The organism is Micromonospora sp. NPDC048871, from assembly GCF_043198155.1.
Classification (GTDB): Bacteria; Actinomycetota; Actinomycetes; order Mycobacteriales; family Micromonosporaceae; genus Micromonospora.
The window spans coordinates 224,382-239,112 of the sequence record NZ_JBICUM010000002.1 but is presented as its reverse complement, the minus strand read 5'-3'; the positions used below and the strand labels follow the sequence as shown (position 1 = coordinate 239,112).

The following is a 14,731-nucleotide window of genomic DNA, read 5'->3' as shown; positions in this document are numbered from 1 at the left end:
TTACTGATATAGATCTAATTGGCAGATGGATCCGCGCCATTGTCTCAACCTCATCAACGATGCATGGCTGGCTGCGGAAGGAGAACGAGTCACTCCCAACGTCAACCCTGCCGACTCGGGTGACGTGATCGGACTGTTCGCCGATTCCTCCGCGGACGACGCACGGGCCGCGGTGGCCGCCGCCGCTGCCGCTGGTGCCGGCTGGCACGAGACTGGGCCGGTGGCGCGGGGGGCGCTGCTCTTCCGGGCGGCCGAGCTGCTCGCCGAGCGGGCCGGGGAGTTCGCCGAGGCGATCGCCCGAGAACAGGGAAAACGCCCGTCGGAGGCGCGGGCCGAGGTGGTCCGCAGCGGTGAGGTACTGCGCTTCCTTGCCGGCGAGGGCCGCCGGCTGACTGGTGTTACCGCACCTGCCGACGACGCCCGCACCCTCGCGTACACATTCCGGGCGCCGATCGGCGTGGTCGGGCTCATCACCCCGTGGAACTTCCCGCTCGCGATTCCGCTGTGGAAGTCGGCGGCCGCGCTGGTGGCCGGCTGCACCGCGGTCCTCAAGCCGTCGCCGCTCGCCCCCTGGACCGCGGCACTGATGGTGCAGCTGTTCCTTGATGCGGGCGTACCGCCGGGGGTGCTCAACCTGGTGCAGGGTGGCCGAGAGCCCGCGGAGACGATCGTGACGCACCGGGACGTCGCGGGAGTGTCGTTCACCGGTTCGGTTGCGGTCGGCGTCGCGATCCACGAGGCAGCGGCGCCGCGGCTGCTGCGCACCCAGCTTGAGCTAGGCGGCAACAACGCGGTGGTCGTCCTGCCCGGCGCCGACCTCGACGCGGCCATCAGCGCCGTGCTGTCCGGCGCGTTCGGCCAGGCCGGGCAGCGGTGTAGCGCGACCAGCCGCGTGATCGTGGACGCAGGTCTCGCCGCCGCGTTCCTGCCGGCGCTCGCGGCACGGGTGTCGGCCCTGCAAGTCGGCCGCGGCGACGATCCGGACGTGGACATGGGGCCGGTAATCACTGCCGCGGCACGCCGGCGGTGCCTCGACGCGATCGAGGACGCGCGGGCACGCGGTGCCCGGATCTGGTGCGGCGACGAACCGTTGCCCGGCGGGCTGCCCGACGGCAACTTCCTGCGGCCCGCAGTGCTGTCCGACGTGCCGCCGGATTCGGAGCTGGTGACGGGTGAGGTCTTCGGGCCGGTGGTCTCGGTCCTGGTGGCCGAGAGCCTGGACGCCGCCATCTCCATTGCCAACTCCGTTCCGTACGGTATGTCCGCGGCCGTTTTCACCCGCGAGACCGCCCTCGCCCTGGAAACCGTGCAACGGCTGCAGGCCGGGATGCTTCACGTCAACCGCCCGACCGTCGGCGCCTACGCGCACCTGCCGCACATGGGTACCAAGATGTCGCAGTTCGGCCCGCCCGAATGCTCGCCGGAGGCGATGGACTTCTTCACCGAGTTGCGGTCGGTCTGCGTCAGGTACTAACGGGCTTCTCGAAGACCAGGTGCCAGTGGAAAGAACCCGGCTGCTCGTGCTCCCGGTCCGCAGCGGAGACCAGACGTAGGTGCGGGTGAAGACGCAGTATGTCCCCCATATCGGTGTACAGGTGCGGATGCGCCTTATCCTCCGGCCCGTCGTGCTGAACGAAAACGTCCGGGGCGATCTGCTCGCCCCGGCCGTACTGGACATTGTGCTTCGACAGCATTGTGCTCAGGTACTGCCCGCCGGGCCGGAGGACGCGGGTGATCTCCGCAGCCGCCGTAGCAGCGTCCGCCGGTGTACCGTGATAGATCACATTCCAGGCGACGACGAAGTCGAAGCTGCCGTCCGTATACGGCAGCGACGTCATGTCGGCCATCCGTGTCGTGACTTCCACCTTGCGCCGGGCGGCCTCGGCGGCGACCCGCGCCAGGCCTGCTTCGCTGCGGTCGATCGCGTGGGCCTCGAATCCCATGTCGGCGAGGGCCAAGGCATGGCGGCCGATGCCACACCCCAGATCGAGGCAGCGCTGGCCGCCGGCGGCCAGCACCTTCTCACCGAGCGCTGTCACGTCCGGGTCCGGCTGCGCCCACGTGGTGATTCCCTCGGTACGGCGCCACTGCTGGTCCCAGTGCTGGTACGCGCCCACTGTGCTGGTCTCGGTCATCGGGCGTCCTCCGGGTCCGCGCTGTCCGCGCCGCCGTTCGGCGGGCGGGGCGTTCGCTTGCCGATCACATTGCCCTCCCGGTCCAGTCGCAGGCCCCGCGTGATGGCGGCGCCGCGACTGGCGGCGGTCACCGCGCCGCTTCCGTTCGTCATGGTCGACATGAAGTCGGAGAACCGGGGTTCCGGCGCGCCGATCTGCTCACCGGCGGCCCGGAAGAGGTCGAGCCAGCGGCGGCGGTGCTGGTTCGAGATTACGTACTCGAGGTGGGCGGCGATGAACGCCGGGTTCCAGCCCTCGGTAAGGTCCGGCGTGCCGTACATCCGCTCGAAGTGGCCCTTGAGGCGACGCGCGTGCTCCTCGGCCGAGCGGGCGGTGAACATGTGCCCCAGCAGCGGATCGTCCATCACCAGCTTGTAGAAGGCGGTACCGCTGAGGTGGGCGATGCCAAAAGCGGTCTCGGGCAATGTGCGAGCGGCGCGGCGGTAGTCGCGCAGGATCTTGCAGGTCTTCACGCGGGCCGGGGCGTGCTCGACGCGCGAGTTGACCAAGAGGTTTCGGTCCCGCGGTCCGGCGTGATGACCGAAACCTCTTGATCAACCCGGTGGACGGGGAGGAGCGGTCAGGGGCGGTGGCGGTCGGTGCGGTAGCGGCGGATGAGGGTGGCGGTGGAGGAATCGAGGGTGGTCAGGTCGGCCTCGTCGCCGGTGAGCAGCGGGGCCAACTGGTTGGCCATCACCTTGCCGAGTTCCACGCCCCACTGGTCGAAGGGGTTGATGTCCCAGATCGCGCCCTCGGTGAGGACGATGTGCTCGTACAGGGCCACCAGTTGGCCGAGGGTGGCCGGGGTCAGGCGGTCGGCCACGATCGAGGTGGTGGGGTGGTTGCCGGGCATCACCCGGTGCGGCACCAGTTCGGGCGGGGTGCCCTCGGCGGCGACCTGCTCGGCGGTGCGGCCGAAGGCCAGCGCGGCGGTCTGGGCGAAGAAGTTCGACATGAACAGGTCGTGCATGTCGCCGATGTCGTGGTGGGGTTCGCTGAAGGCGATGAAGTCCGCCGGGATCAGCCGGGTGCCCTGGTGGATGAGCTGGTAGAAGGCGTGCTGGCCGTTGGTGCCGGGCTCGCCCCAGAAGATCTCCCCGGTGTCGTACGACACCCGCTGGCCGTCGGTGCGGACGGACTTGCCGTTGCTCTCCATGGTCAGCTGTTGCAGGTACGCCGGGAACCGGTGCAGGTACTGCGAGTAGGGCAGCACGGCGTGGGTCTGCGCGCCGAGGAAGTTGGTGTACCAGACGTTGAGCAGCCCGAGCAGCACCGGGGCGTTATGAGCCAGGGGAGCGGTGCGGAAGTGCTCGTCGACGGCGTGGTAACCGGCCAGCATCTCGTCGAAGCGTTCCGGCCCGATCGACAGCATCACCGACAGACCCACCGCCGAGGGCAGCGAGTACCGGCCACCCACCCAGTCCCAGAAGCCGAACATGTTCTCCGGGTCGATGCCGAACTCGGCTACTCGCTGGGCGTTCGTGCTGACCGCGACGAAGTGCTTGGCCACCGCCGCCTCGTCCCCGCCGAGCCCGGCCAGCAGCCAGCGCCGGGCCTGGTGGGCGTTGGCCAGGGTCTCCTGGGTGGTGAAGGTCTTCGAGACCACCACGAACAGGGTGCTCGCCGGGTCCAGGTCGGCGGTGGCCTCGGCGATGTCGGTCGGGTCGATGTTCGACACGAAGCGGCAGGAGATGCCGGCGTCGCGGTACGCCTTCAGTGCCTCGTACGCCATCACCGGCCCCAGGTCGGAGCCGCCGATGCCGATGTTGACCACGGTGCGGATCCGCTCCCCGGTGTGCCCGCGCCACCGCCCGGCGCGTACCTGCTCGGTGAAGTGCGCCATCCGCTGCCGTACGCCGTGCACGTCGCCGACCACGTCCTGGCCGTCCACGGTCAACGCGGCGTCCGGTGGCAGTCGCAGCGCGGTGTGCAGCACCGCCCGGTCCTCGGTGCCGTTGATGTGCTCACCGGCGAACATCGCGGCGATCCGGTCGGTGAGCCCGACCCGCTCGGCCAGCGCGGTCAGCAGCCGGAGGGTCTCGTCGGTGACCAGGTTCTTGCTGTAGTCGACGTAGAGGTCGCCCACCTCGACGGTCAACCGTTCGCCCCGAGCAGGGTCGGTGGCGAACAGGTCCCGCAGATGCGTCGCGCGGATCTCGTCGGCGTGCTTGCGCAGGGCCTGCCACTCGTCGGTGGTGGTGACGTCCGCAGCCATCGGATCGATCGTCTCCTCGCAGAGTCGGCACACGCCGGCCTCAAGCCGGCCGATGGAACCCAGCCTGCCACACGAAGATCGCTGTGCCAGCCCGACGCCCGCGACCGGTCACCATCCGCAGGGGATCGGCTGCCCGGCGTACCCGCAGAGCCCAGCAGCTAGGCCGCGGTGCGACCCGGACCGGGCACAGGGCATGGTGGAGCACATGACGACGTCGGCCCCGAGCGCCCCCACTCACCCCAGACCCGTGACCACCCGCATCCCGCAGACCCTGCTGGTGCTCGGCGCCAGCGGTGACCTGGCCGGTCGACTGCTGCTGCCCGGCCTGGGCCGGCTGGTGGCCACCGGCGCCCTGCCCGGGTTGCGGCTGATCGGCAGCGGCATGGACGACTGGGACGACGAGCGGTGGCGTACCCGGGTGACGGAGTCCTTCGCCACCGTGGGCGCGCAGGGCCCCCGAGAGACCGAACTAATCCGCCAGAGCCGGTACGTGCCGGCCGACGTGACCCGGGAGGAGGACCTGCGGCGGCTGCTGGGCGGCTGCACCGGCCCCTTGGTGATCTTCTTCGCGTTGCCGCCGATGGTGGCCGCCCGCTCGGCCGCCGCCCTGGCCCGCATCGGCGTACCACCGGGCACCCGGCTGATGCTGGAAAAGCCCTTCGGGGTCGACCGGATCTCGGCCCGTTCCCTGAACAACCTGCTGGCCACCCTGGTGCCGGAGGAGCAGGTCCACCGCATCGACCACTTCCTCGGCAAGTCGACAGTGCTGAACCTGCTGGGCCTGCGCTTCGCCAACCGGATCTTCGAACCGGTGCTCAACTCCACCCATGTGGCCAGCGTGGACATCGTCTTCGACGAGACCCTGGGGCTGGAGGGTCGGGCCGGCTACTACGACGGCGCGGGTGCCCTGGTCGACATGGTGCAGAGCCACCTGCTCCAGGTGCTGGCCCTGCTCACCATGGAACCCCCGCCCAGCCTCGCGGCACCGGAGCTGCGCGACCGCATGGCCCAGGTGCTGCGGGCCACCCGGCTGTGGCACGACGACGCGGTGGTGGCCAGCCGCCGGGGCCGGTACACGGCGGGGGAGATCGCCGGGCGCCGGCTACCGGCCTACACCGACGAGCCGGGGGTTAACCCGGCCCGGGGCACGGAGACCCTCGCCGAACTGATGGTGACCGTGGACACCTGGCGCTGGGCCGGGGTGCCCTTCCGGCTGCGCTCCGGCAAGGCCATGGCCGGGGTACGCAAGGAGGCCGTCATCACCTTCAAGCAGCCGGACCGGGTGCCGGACGGCCTGACCGGGTACGAGCGACCGGACCGGCTGCGGATCGGGTTCGGGCCGGACCGGCTCGGCCTGGACCTCAACATCAACGGCCCCGGTGACCCCTTCGACCTGGACCAGGTGGACCTGACCGCGGAGTTCGGCCCCGGTGACCTGCCGGCGTACGGGGAGGTGCTGCGGGGTGCCTTCGACGGGGATCCGACCCTGTCGGTGCGCGGTGACGTGGCCGAGGAGTGCTGGCGCATCGTGGAGCCGGTGCTGACCGCCTGGAAGGCGGGTGCGGTGCCGTTGCAGGAGTATCCGGCCGGCTCCTCCGGCCCGGCCGACTCCTTGCTGGGCCCGGTCACCGGCTGGCGTCCACCGCGACCGGCGGAGGGGAACTCTCACCGATCGTGACACCTCGACCCCTCTCAGCTATCTCTCAGCTGGCGGTGTTAGCTTGCCGACCCGACGGGATCCATGGTGGACGGCGCTGATCCCGTTGCGGCACAACGGATTCGCGTAAGACTCTCGCGTCCGCGCCGCGCCCGCCGCTGTCGAGGGAGAAGCTCGTGGTGTTCAAGAAGATGCTGGGTGCCTTCGGGATCGGCGCGCCCAGCGTCGACACGGTCCTGACCAACCCGAGCACCCGCCCCGGGCTGATGCTCGGCGGGCAGGTGAACCTGACCGGCGGCAGTCACGACGTGGACATCGACCAGATCGTCGTGGGGCTGGTCACCCGGATCGAGATCGACGGCGAGGAGGGGGACTACGACGCCACGGTCGAGTTCCACCGGACCCCGGTCGCGGGTGGGCTGCGCCTGGCGCAGGGGCAGCAGTTGTCCCTGCCGTTCCAGGTCCAGATCCCGATCCAGACCCCGGTGACCGACGTGTACGGGCAACCCCTGCCCGGCATGACCATGGGGCTGCGTACGGAGGTGGTCATCCGCGGGGCGGTCGACAAGGGCGACCTGGACCCGGTGCACGTACACCCACTGCCGGTGCAGGAGCGCATCCTGGAGGCCTTCGGTCGGCTCGGGTTCCAGTTCAAGGGCGCCGACCTGGAGCGGGGGCAGATCGCCGGAGTGCACCAGACCCTGCCCTTCTACCAGGAGATCGAGTACTTCGCCGCACCCCAGTACGCCCACGGGGTCAACGAGGTCGAGCTGACCTTCCTGGCCGACGAGCAGGGCATGGACATCGTCCTGGAGTTCGACCGCCGAGGGGGTCTGTTCACCGGCGGCCACGACTCCTACGGGCGCTACCGGGTGGCGCACGCCGACGCCGAGCGACTCGACTGGGCCGCCGTGGTGGACGGCTGGCTCCGCGAGGCCCTGGAGCAGTACCGCGCCACCCAGCCCGGCTACGGCGCCCCCGGCTACGGCCAGCCCGGTTACGGCGCGCCCGGCTATGGCGCACCCGGGTACGGCCAGCCGGGCTACGGGATGCCGGCCGGGTATCCGCCGCACCAGCCCGCCTACGGCCATGAGCACGAGCATCACAGCCGGGGTGGGTCCGGAATGGGCGCGGTGGCCGCCGGTGTGGTGGGCGGCGCGGCGCTCGGCTTCGCCGGAGGCATGGTCGCCGAGGAGGTCTTCGAATCCTTCGGCGACGACGACGGCGGGGACGAGGGTGGAGACGACGGCGGCGACGAGTGACCCCAGCCGTTCCTCCGACGTCTGAGCCGGACTTCAGGGGAGCGTGGGCTGGCGGTCGAACCGTGATCGGCGCGGGGTGAGCGAACGTGGCATTGGCCACAGCGCGCTTTCTTGCCAAGAGTTTGCAACTGCGCAAGTATGGCGCTGTGGCGATCCAAGATCGCACCTGTCGGGCGGCCTGCCGGCCGATCACCTCGGGTGGGACGCCGCACCTATCGTCGCCACCCGCGAGGAGCGGTAACAGTCATGTCCCGAACGACCGGTGTCCGGCTGGCAGCCAGCGCCGCACTGCTGCTCGCCCTGGTCGCCTGCTCGTCGCCGACCACCCCGTCCGACAACCCGGGCGGGACCACATTGATCGTAGCGACCGCCGGGGAACCGGACACCCTGAACCCGGTGCTCAACTACGGGGTCGACGGCGGTTCGCTGATCTTCGACGGTCTGGTCGCCCGGGACGAGGGTAATCGTCTCGTCCCGGCCCTGGCCCGGGACCTGCCGGAGGTCTCCGGGGACGGCAAGACGATCACCGTACGGCTGCGCGAGGGGGTGCTCTTCCACGACGGCACCCCGCTGACCGCGAAGGATGTCGTCTTCACCTACCAGGCGGTGCTCGACGAGAAGGTCGACTCCGTCCTGCGCAGCGACCTGGACATGCTCGCCTCGGTCGCCGCCCCGGACGACACCACGGTGATCTTCACCCTCCGGTACGCCTACGCGCCCTTCCTGCAACGGCTGACCCTGGGCATCGTGCCGGCCGCCGCCTTCGAGGGGCAGGACCTCAACAGGGCCGCCTTCAATCGGCAGCCGATCGGCACCGGTCCGTACCGGGTCACCTCCTGGACCCCGGGCGACCGGCTGGTGTTGGCCGCCAACGACCGCTACTGGGGCGGCCGACCGGCCAACAGCGGGGTGGTGGTCGCCTTCGTGCCGGACGACAACGTCCGCGCCCAGCGCGCCCGCGCGGGCGAGTTCGACGCCGCCGAACTGCCCCCCAAGCTGGCCGTCGGCTTCGACAACCTGCCCGGCTACCGGGTGCACAAGGTCCCCACCGCGGACTACCGGGGGGTGATGCTGCCGATGGGCAACCCGGTCACCGCCGATGTGGCCGTGCGCCGCGCCCTGAGCGTCGCCGTCGACCGCACCGCGATGGTCGACGGGGTCCTCGGCGGGGCCGGTGAGCCGGCGTACGGGCCGGTGCCGCCCTCCTCGGAGTTCGTCGAGCCCGCCGCCGCCGGGGCGCCGACCGCCGACCCGGCCGCCGCTACCGCCCTGCTGGAGGCCGCCGGCTGGCGACCCGGCCCGGACGGCATCCGGGTCAAGGGCGGCACCCGGGCCGCCTTCAGCCTGATGTACCCGGCCGCCGACAGCCTGCGCAAGGAACTGGCCCTGGCGGTAACCGCCGACGCCAAGAAGATCGGCATCGCGATCACCCCGGAGGGCCTCACCTGGGACGCCATCACCCCCCGGATGGGCTCCGACGCCCTGATCATGGGGTACGGCACCCCGTACGACCCGGACTTCGTCTCCTACAAGCTGTTCCACTCCGACTTCGCCGGGCAGGGCTTCTTCAACCCCGGCTCGTACGCCTCCGAGGCGACCGACCGGGCGTTGCGTGAGGGGCGGGCCGAGGCCGACCCGGCCCGGCGCAAGGCCGCCTACGCCACCTTCCAGCGGCAACTGGCCACCGACATGCCGTGGGTGTTCCTCACCTACCTGGAGCACACCTACGTGGTGCGGGACTCCGTGCAGGGGGTGGTGGCCCGGGTCGAGCCGCACGAGCACGACGTGGCCAACAGCATCTGGTGGAACATCAACACCTGGACCCGACGTTCGTGACCGCCCCCACCCCGGTCCGGCGGCGCCGTCGCACCGGCGCCGCCCGCATGATCCGCAACCGGCTGCTGGTGGCCGTGCCGGTCCTCTTCGTCACCAGCGCCGGGATGTTCGCCCTCGGCGCCGCCTCGCCGATCGACCCCGCCCAGCAGTACGCCGGGGCGGCGGCCTTCACCACCAGCGAGGAGAACCTGGCCCAGATCCGGGCCAACTGGGGTCTCGACGACCCCCTGCCGGTGCAGTACCTGCGCTGGCTGGGCAACCTGCTGCGCGGCGACCTGGGCTGGTCGACCAGCCGACACGAGCCGGTGGTGGACGTGCTGGCCGCCCGGGCCGGCTGGACCCTGCTGCTGGTCGGCGCCGCCCTGGCCGTGGTGCTGGTGGCCAGCCTGCTGCTGGGCACCCTGGCCGCGTACCGCCGGGGTGGTTGGTTCGACCGGGCGCTGCGGACGACCGCGTACACCATCCAGTCGGTGCCGTCCTTCTGGCTGGGCCTGGCCGCGATCGCGGTCTTCGCCCTGAGCCTGGGCTGGCTACCCGCCGGCGGGCTGACCGACATCACCGCCACCGAGACCCGGGTAGCCGACGTCGCCTGGCACCTGATCCTGCCGGTCGGGGTGCTGGCGGTGTCCCAACTGCCGTGGTTCGTGCTGTTCATCCGCGACTCGGTCGCCGACAGCCTGCGGGAGGACCATGTGCTGGCCGCCCGCGCCCGTGGTCTGCCCGGGCGTACGGTCCTGTTCGGTCACGCCCTGCGTACCGGCCTGCTGCCCTTCCTCACCCTGATCGGCACCCACCTGCCCGAACTGGTCGGCGGGGCGGTGCTGGTGGAGACCGTGTTCTCCCTGCCCGGCCTGGGCGCGGTGACCGTGCAGGCCGCCCTGGGCAGTGACTTCCCGCTGCTGGCGGCGACCACCCTGGCGACCACCGTCGTGGTGCTGGCCGCGAACCTGGCCACCGACCTCGCCTACTCCGCCGCCGACCCCCGGGTACGCCTCGAATGACCGCCGTCACCCTGACCCGTACCCGCCGACTGCCCCGACTGCGTCCGGGCCGCCTCGGCGCGACCGTCGCCGGTACGGTACTCGCCATCACCGTGCTGGCCTGCGTGTTCGCCCCGCTGCTCTGGCCGTTGGACCAGAGCGCGATCGACCTGTCCCAGACCCGGTCGGCGCCCTCGCTGGCGCATCCCGCCGGCACCGACGACCTCGGCCGGGACGTGCTGCTGCGCAGCGTCTACGGGCTGCGGGTGTCACTGCTGGTGGGGGTCATCGCCGCAGTGGTCGCCGCGGTGATCGGTGGTGCCGTCGGCGCCCTGGCCGGCACCGTCGGCGGCTGGGTCGACCGGGTCCTGATGCGGCTGGTGGACACCATCGCGGCCATGCCCCACCTCCTGCTGGGCATCTTCATCGTGGCGATGCTGCGCCCCAGCCTCGGTGCGGTGGTGCTCTCCATCGGGCTGACCCACTGGCTGTCCACCGCCCGGATCGTCCGGTCCGAGCTGCTGAGCCTGCGGAGCCGGCCCTTCATCGACGCGGCCGTCAGCGGCGGGGCCGGCAGGATGCGGGTGCTCACCCGGCACCTGCTGCCGCATGTGCTGCCCCGGCTGGCCCTGGCGGTCACCCTGATGATCCCGCACGCGGTGTGGCACGAGACCGCCCTGTCCTTCCTGGGCCTGGGCCTGCCCCCACACCTGGCCTCCCTCGGCAACATGATCAACGATGGTCGGGGCTCCCTGCTGGCCGGTGCCTGGTGGGCCAGCCTCACCCCCGGCCTGGTGCTGATCGTGGTCACCCTCGCGCTGGCCACCCTCACCGCCCACTGGCGGGACCGTCTGGATCCCCGGGTACGCGCGGAGCTGCAACTGTGACCACCACCGAACCCCTGCTGGCCGTCGCCGGGCTGACCGTCCGGTTCCGGCTGCCCGACGCCGAGGTGCACGCCGTCACCGACCTGCACCTGAACATCCGCCCCGGGGAACTGGTCGCCGTGGTCGGGGAGTCGGGCTGCGGCAAGTCCGTCCTGGCCCACGCCCTGCTCGGCCTGCTGCCCGGCAACGCCACCGTCACCGGCAGTGCCCTGCTGCGCACCGGTTCGTCCCCCGCGATCGACCTGCTGACCTGCCCGCCCCGACAACTGGCCCGGCAGGTACGCGGGCGGGCCGTCGGGCTGGTGCCGCAGAGCCCGGCGACCTCCCTGACCCCGGTGCGTACCGGCCGTCGGCTGCTGGTGGAGACCCTGCGGGCGCACGGCCACACCCGGACGCAGGCCCCCGCCGCCGCCGACCGCCTGGCCGCCGAGGTCGGCCTGGACCCGGCCGACCTGGACCGCTACCCGCACGAGTTGTCCGGCGGGATGGCCCAGCGGCTGGCCACCGCCCTGGCGCTGGCCCCCGACCCGCCGCTGCTGCTGGCCGACGAGCCGACCACCGGCCTGGACCGCCCCCTGGTCGACCACACCCTAGATCTGCTGCGCCGCCGCTGCGACGCCGGAGCCGCCGTCCTGCTGATCACCCACGACCTCGCTGCGGCCCAGCGGGTGGCCGACACCGTGGCGGTCATGTACGCCAGCCGCATCGTCGAGCACGCCCCCACCGAGGCGCTGTTCGACACACCCGGGCACCCCTACAGCGCGGCGCTGCTGGACGCCCTGCCGCAGCGGGCCTTCCGGCCGGTGCCGGGTCACCCGCCGATGCTCACCGACCTGCCGGTCGGCTGCGCCTTCGCCGCCCGCTGCGACCGGGCCACCCCGGCCTGCCGGGTGCAGCCGGCCTTCACTGGCACCGGTGTCGGCCGGGTCGCCTGCCACCATCCGCTGGAGCACGCCGAACTGCGCGCCGAGGTGCCGGCATGACCGGCCGGGCCCTGGCCGCCTGCCAGGTCAGCGCCAGCTACGACCGGCAGCGGGTGCTCGATCGCGTCGATCTGCACATCGCCGCCGGGGAGACCGTGGGCCTGCGGGGCCCCTCCGGCAGCGGCAAGTCCACCCTGGCCCGGCTGCTGGCCCTGCTGCACCGGCCGGACTCCGGTCACATCAGCCTCGACGGCACCCCGGTGACCGGCACCCGCCACCAGGTGCCGGTGGCGGTGCGTACCCGGGTGGCGATCCTGTTCCAGAGTCCCCGCGCGGCCACCGACCCCCGGCTGACCCTGGCCGACATCATCGCCGAGCCGCTGCGCGCCACCGGCACCCCGCCGGAGCAGGTCCGGGAGCGGACGGCCGAACTGGCCGACACGGTGGGGCTGACCGCCGACCTGTTGACCCGCCGCCCGCACGCGGTCAGCGACGGCCAACTGCAACGGGCCTGCCTGGCCCGGTCCCTGGTGCACCGGCCCGGGTACCTGCTGTGCGACGAGGCCACCGCGATGCTGGACGCCTCCACCCAGGCCCATGTCGCGGCCGTGATCGGGGACTACCGGCGTCGGCACTCCGCCGGGGTGCTGGTGATCAGTCACGACTCCGCGCTGCTGGGCCGGTGGGCCGACCGGGTCGTCGACCTGTCCTGACCGTGGTCGCACACGTCGGCGGCCCCGGGGACAACTCCCCGGGGCCGTCGTGGCGTGGTGCTGATCAGCTGGTCGGGAAGTTGTCCGGGGTGCGGATGCGCTCCCGCATGAAGACCCCGGAGGGGGTCAGCACCGAGGTGCCGGTGTAGTTGCTGCCGTTGCAGGTGCCGGGCCGCAGCGCGGCACTGCCCTCGGCCTTGTCGGAGAAGGTCCAGTTCGCGTAGCCGATCTTCAGCCGGTCCAGCAGGTCCAGCCACTGGGTGCTGCTGGCCAGGTCGACGCCCCCGTCACCGGTGTAGTCCACCGTGCCGAACTCGGTGACGAACAGCGGCAGCCGGGCCGCCGCCCGCTCCACCTCGGCCCGGTAGTTGTCCCGGTGCGAGGCGGCGTAGAAGTGGAAGGCGTACATGATGTTGCTGGCGTTGACCGGGTTGTTGACGATCTCGGTGTGGTTGGACCCCTCGGAGACCCCCAGCGAGGACCAGCCCCGGGTACCCACGATGATCACCGCGTCCGGGTCGTTGGCCCGGATCACCGGAATGACCTGGTCGGCGTAGTTCTTGATGGTCGACCAGCTCACCCCGTTGGGCTCGTTGGCGATCTCGTAGATCACGTTGTTCTTCGACGCGTGCCGGGCGGAGACCGAGGCGAAGAAGGTCTTGGCCCGCTCCAGGTTGAACATCGGGTCACCCGGAGTGAGCAGGTGGAAGTCGATCATCGCGTACATGCCCCGCCGGGTGGCCTCCTCGACCAGGTTGTTCACCCGGTTGGTGAACCCGGCCGGGTCGGTCTCGTAACCCTGCTCCTGCACGTACATCGCGATCCGGAACAGGTCCGCCCGCCAGTCGGTGGCCAGGGCGTCCAGGGAGGCGTTGTTGTAGCAGTTGCCGAACCACTGGATGCCGTGGGTGCTCATGCCCCGCAGTTGGATCGGCCGCCCGTACTGGTTGCACAGGTTGACCCCGCAGACCCGCAGCTGGCCGTTGATCTGCACCGGGGTCTGCCCGGTCGGCGGGGGAGTGGTCGGCGGGGGAGTGGTCGGTGGCGGGGTGGTGGGCGGGGGAGTGGTCGGTGGCGGGGTGGTGGGCGGGGGAGTGGTGGTGGAACCGGTGCAGGGCACCCCGTTGAGGGTGAAGGAGGTCGGCGACGGGTTGCCGCCGGTGAAGCTGCCGTTGAAGCCGATGCCGGTGCTGGCCCCGGTGGCCAGGCTGCCGTTCCAACTGGCGTTGCGCGCGGTGACGGCGTTGCCGCTCTGGCTCCAGGTCGCCGACCAGCCCTGGGTGACCCGCTGCCCGCTGTCCGGGAAGCTGAACCCCAGGGTCCAGTCCCCGATCGCGTCGCCCAGGTTGGTGACGGTGATGTTGGCGGTGAAGCCGTTGGACCAACTGTTCGTCGAGTAGGTCACCGCACAGCCGGTGGCGGCCATCGCGTTCGTGGCGGGCAACGCCACGAGGGTGCCGAGGGCCAGCGCACCGACGGTGCCGGCTGCGACCAGGAGCCGCCGTGGACGAGACGGAGGACGCTTCATGTGGACCGTCGCAATCTGGTCGTGGTGGTGGGTACGGCAAGATTGGTCCGCCGACTCAGCCGGCGGCCCGGGAGCGCTCCCACGAGAGCCTACGTGGGGTCGAAACAATCACGCAATATTTCGATGCATCGAAGTCTCGGCAAGGGTTGACGCCCCGGAGGAGCGCTCCGGGGCGTCATGGGTGGGCGTACCTGATCAGGTTTGGTCGGCGGCGCACCTAGGGTTGGTCGGCGGCGCGGCGCCGATCCGCCTCGGCGTCGGCGGCCCCCACCGGGGTGGGGTCGAGGTCGCGCCGCGCGCCGCTGAGGTCGACCTCGGCACCCGCGCGAGCGGCATCGGCCGCCGCGTCGTCCGCGCCGATCACCTCGCCGCCCTCGGGGTCCCCGCCGTCGGCGACCAACCTGCCCGCCGCGTTGACCGCGATCGGGGTGTACCTGGGATCGGTGGTCATCTCATCCTCCCTTGTGCCGATGACCCCTCAGGTACCCGTCGGCGACCGCGGCCACACGGCCAGGCGAAGGTGGAGGTTACGCATCTTTGCCCTATGGCAAACACC

13 protein-coding genes are annotated in these 14,731 nt (G+C 71.4%); 8 read left to right on the top strand and 5 right to left on the bottom strand.

The features are described from left to right. Window positions 1-25 precede the first annotated feature (25 nt). Entirely contained in the window at window positions 26-1,474 is a 1,449-nt protein-coding gene (locus ACGFIK_RS05700) for an aldehyde dehydrogenase family protein (protein WP_327025321.1), read from the top strand. Here the strand turns inward: ACGFIK_RS05700 and ACGFIK_RS05695 are convergent. From ACGFIK_RS05695 to pgi, 3 genes are all read right to left on the bottom strand, one after another. Continuing rightward, window positions 1,464-2,135, bottom strand: a complete 672-nt coding sequence (locus ACGFIK_RS05695; RefSeq protein ID WP_327025322.1) for a class I SAM-dependent methyltransferase — start codon at window positions 2,133-2,135, stop codon at window positions 1,464-1,466. The two genes, ACGFIK_RS05700 and ACGFIK_RS05695, sit on opposite strands and share 11 nt — an antisense overlap. Next, window positions 2,132-2,683: a truncated hemoglobin gene (locus ACGFIK_RS05690; RefSeq protein ID WP_393337879.1), complete on the bottom strand. Its 552-nt coding sequence runs from the start codon at window positions 2,681-2,683 to the stop codon at window positions 2,132-2,134. Before ACGFIK_RS05690 ends, ACGFIK_RS05695 begins: the two co-directional genes overlap by 4 nt. Before the next feature lie 71 nt (window positions 2,684-2,754). After that, on the bottom strand, window positions 2,755-4,389 hold the full coding sequence (gene pgi, locus ACGFIK_RS05685) for a glucose-6-phosphate isomerase (RefSeq protein ID WP_327025323.1): 1,635 nt from the start codon (window positions 4,387-4,389) through the stop codon (window positions 2,755-2,757). 205 nt (window positions 4,390-4,594) lie between these two features. Between pgi and ACGFIK_RS05680 the strand changes: the two genes are divergently transcribed. From ACGFIK_RS05680 to ACGFIK_RS05650, 7 genes are all read left to right on the top strand, one after another. Continuing rightward, on the top strand, window positions 4,595-6,067 hold the full coding sequence (locus tag ACGFIK_RS05680; RefSeq protein WP_327025324.1) for a glucose-6-phosphate dehydrogenase: 1,473 nt from the start codon (window positions 4,595-4,597) through the stop codon (window positions 6,065-6,067). Between the two features lie 155 nt (window positions 6,068-6,222). Continuing rightward, complete coding sequence (locus ACGFIK_RS05675) at window positions 6,223-7,308, top strand: sporulation protein (RefSeq protein ID WP_327025325.1); 1,086 nt, start codon at window positions 6,223-6,225, stop codon at window positions 7,306-7,308. A 246-nt stretch (window positions 7,309-7,554) separates the two neighbouring features. Continuing rightward, window positions 7,555-9,144, top strand: a complete 1,590-nt coding sequence (locus tag ACGFIK_RS05670) for an ABC transporter substrate-binding protein (RefSeq protein ID WP_327025326.1) — start codon at window positions 7,555-7,557, stop codon at window positions 9,142-9,144. After that, entirely contained in the window at window positions 9,111-10,145 is a 1,035-nt protein-coding gene (locus ACGFIK_RS05665) for an ABC transporter permease (protein WP_327025327.1), read from the top strand. The genes ACGFIK_RS05670 and ACGFIK_RS05665 overlap by 34 nt, the downstream gene beginning before the upstream one ends. Further along, window positions 10,142-11,011, top strand: a complete 870-nt coding sequence (locus ACGFIK_RS05660) for an ABC transporter permease (protein ID WP_327025328.1) — start codon at window positions 10,142-10,144, stop codon at window positions 11,009-11,011. The genes ACGFIK_RS05665 and ACGFIK_RS05660 overlap by 4 nt, the downstream gene beginning before the upstream one ends. Beyond that, window positions 11,008-11,994: an ABC transporter ATP-binding protein gene (locus ACGFIK_RS05655; RefSeq protein ID WP_327025329.1), complete on the top strand. Its 987-nt coding sequence runs from the start codon at window positions 11,008-11,010 to the stop codon at window positions 11,992-11,994. The genes ACGFIK_RS05660 and ACGFIK_RS05655 overlap by 4 nt, the downstream gene beginning before the upstream one ends. Further along, entirely contained in the window at window positions 11,991-12,647 is a 657-nt protein-coding gene (locus tag ACGFIK_RS05650; protein WP_327025330.1) for an ATP-binding cassette domain-containing protein, read from the top strand. The genes ACGFIK_RS05655 and ACGFIK_RS05650 overlap by 4 nt, the downstream gene beginning before the upstream one ends. Window positions 12,648-12,711: 64 nt before the next feature. On the opposite strand, the gene ACGFIK_RS05645 is transcribed toward ACGFIK_RS05650, so the two are convergent. Then, window positions 12,712-14,175, bottom strand: a complete 1,464-nt coding sequence (locus ACGFIK_RS05645) for a cellulase family glycosylhydrolase (protein WP_327025331.1) — start codon at window positions 14,173-14,175, stop codon at window positions 12,712-12,714. A gap of 217 nt (window positions 14,176-14,392) precedes the next feature. Next, on the bottom strand, window positions 14,393-14,626 hold the full coding sequence (locus tag ACGFIK_RS05640; RefSeq protein ID WP_327025332.1) for a hypothetical protein: 234 nt from the start codon (window positions 14,624-14,626) through the stop codon (window positions 14,393-14,395). Window positions 14,627-14,731 lie beyond the last annotated feature (105 nt).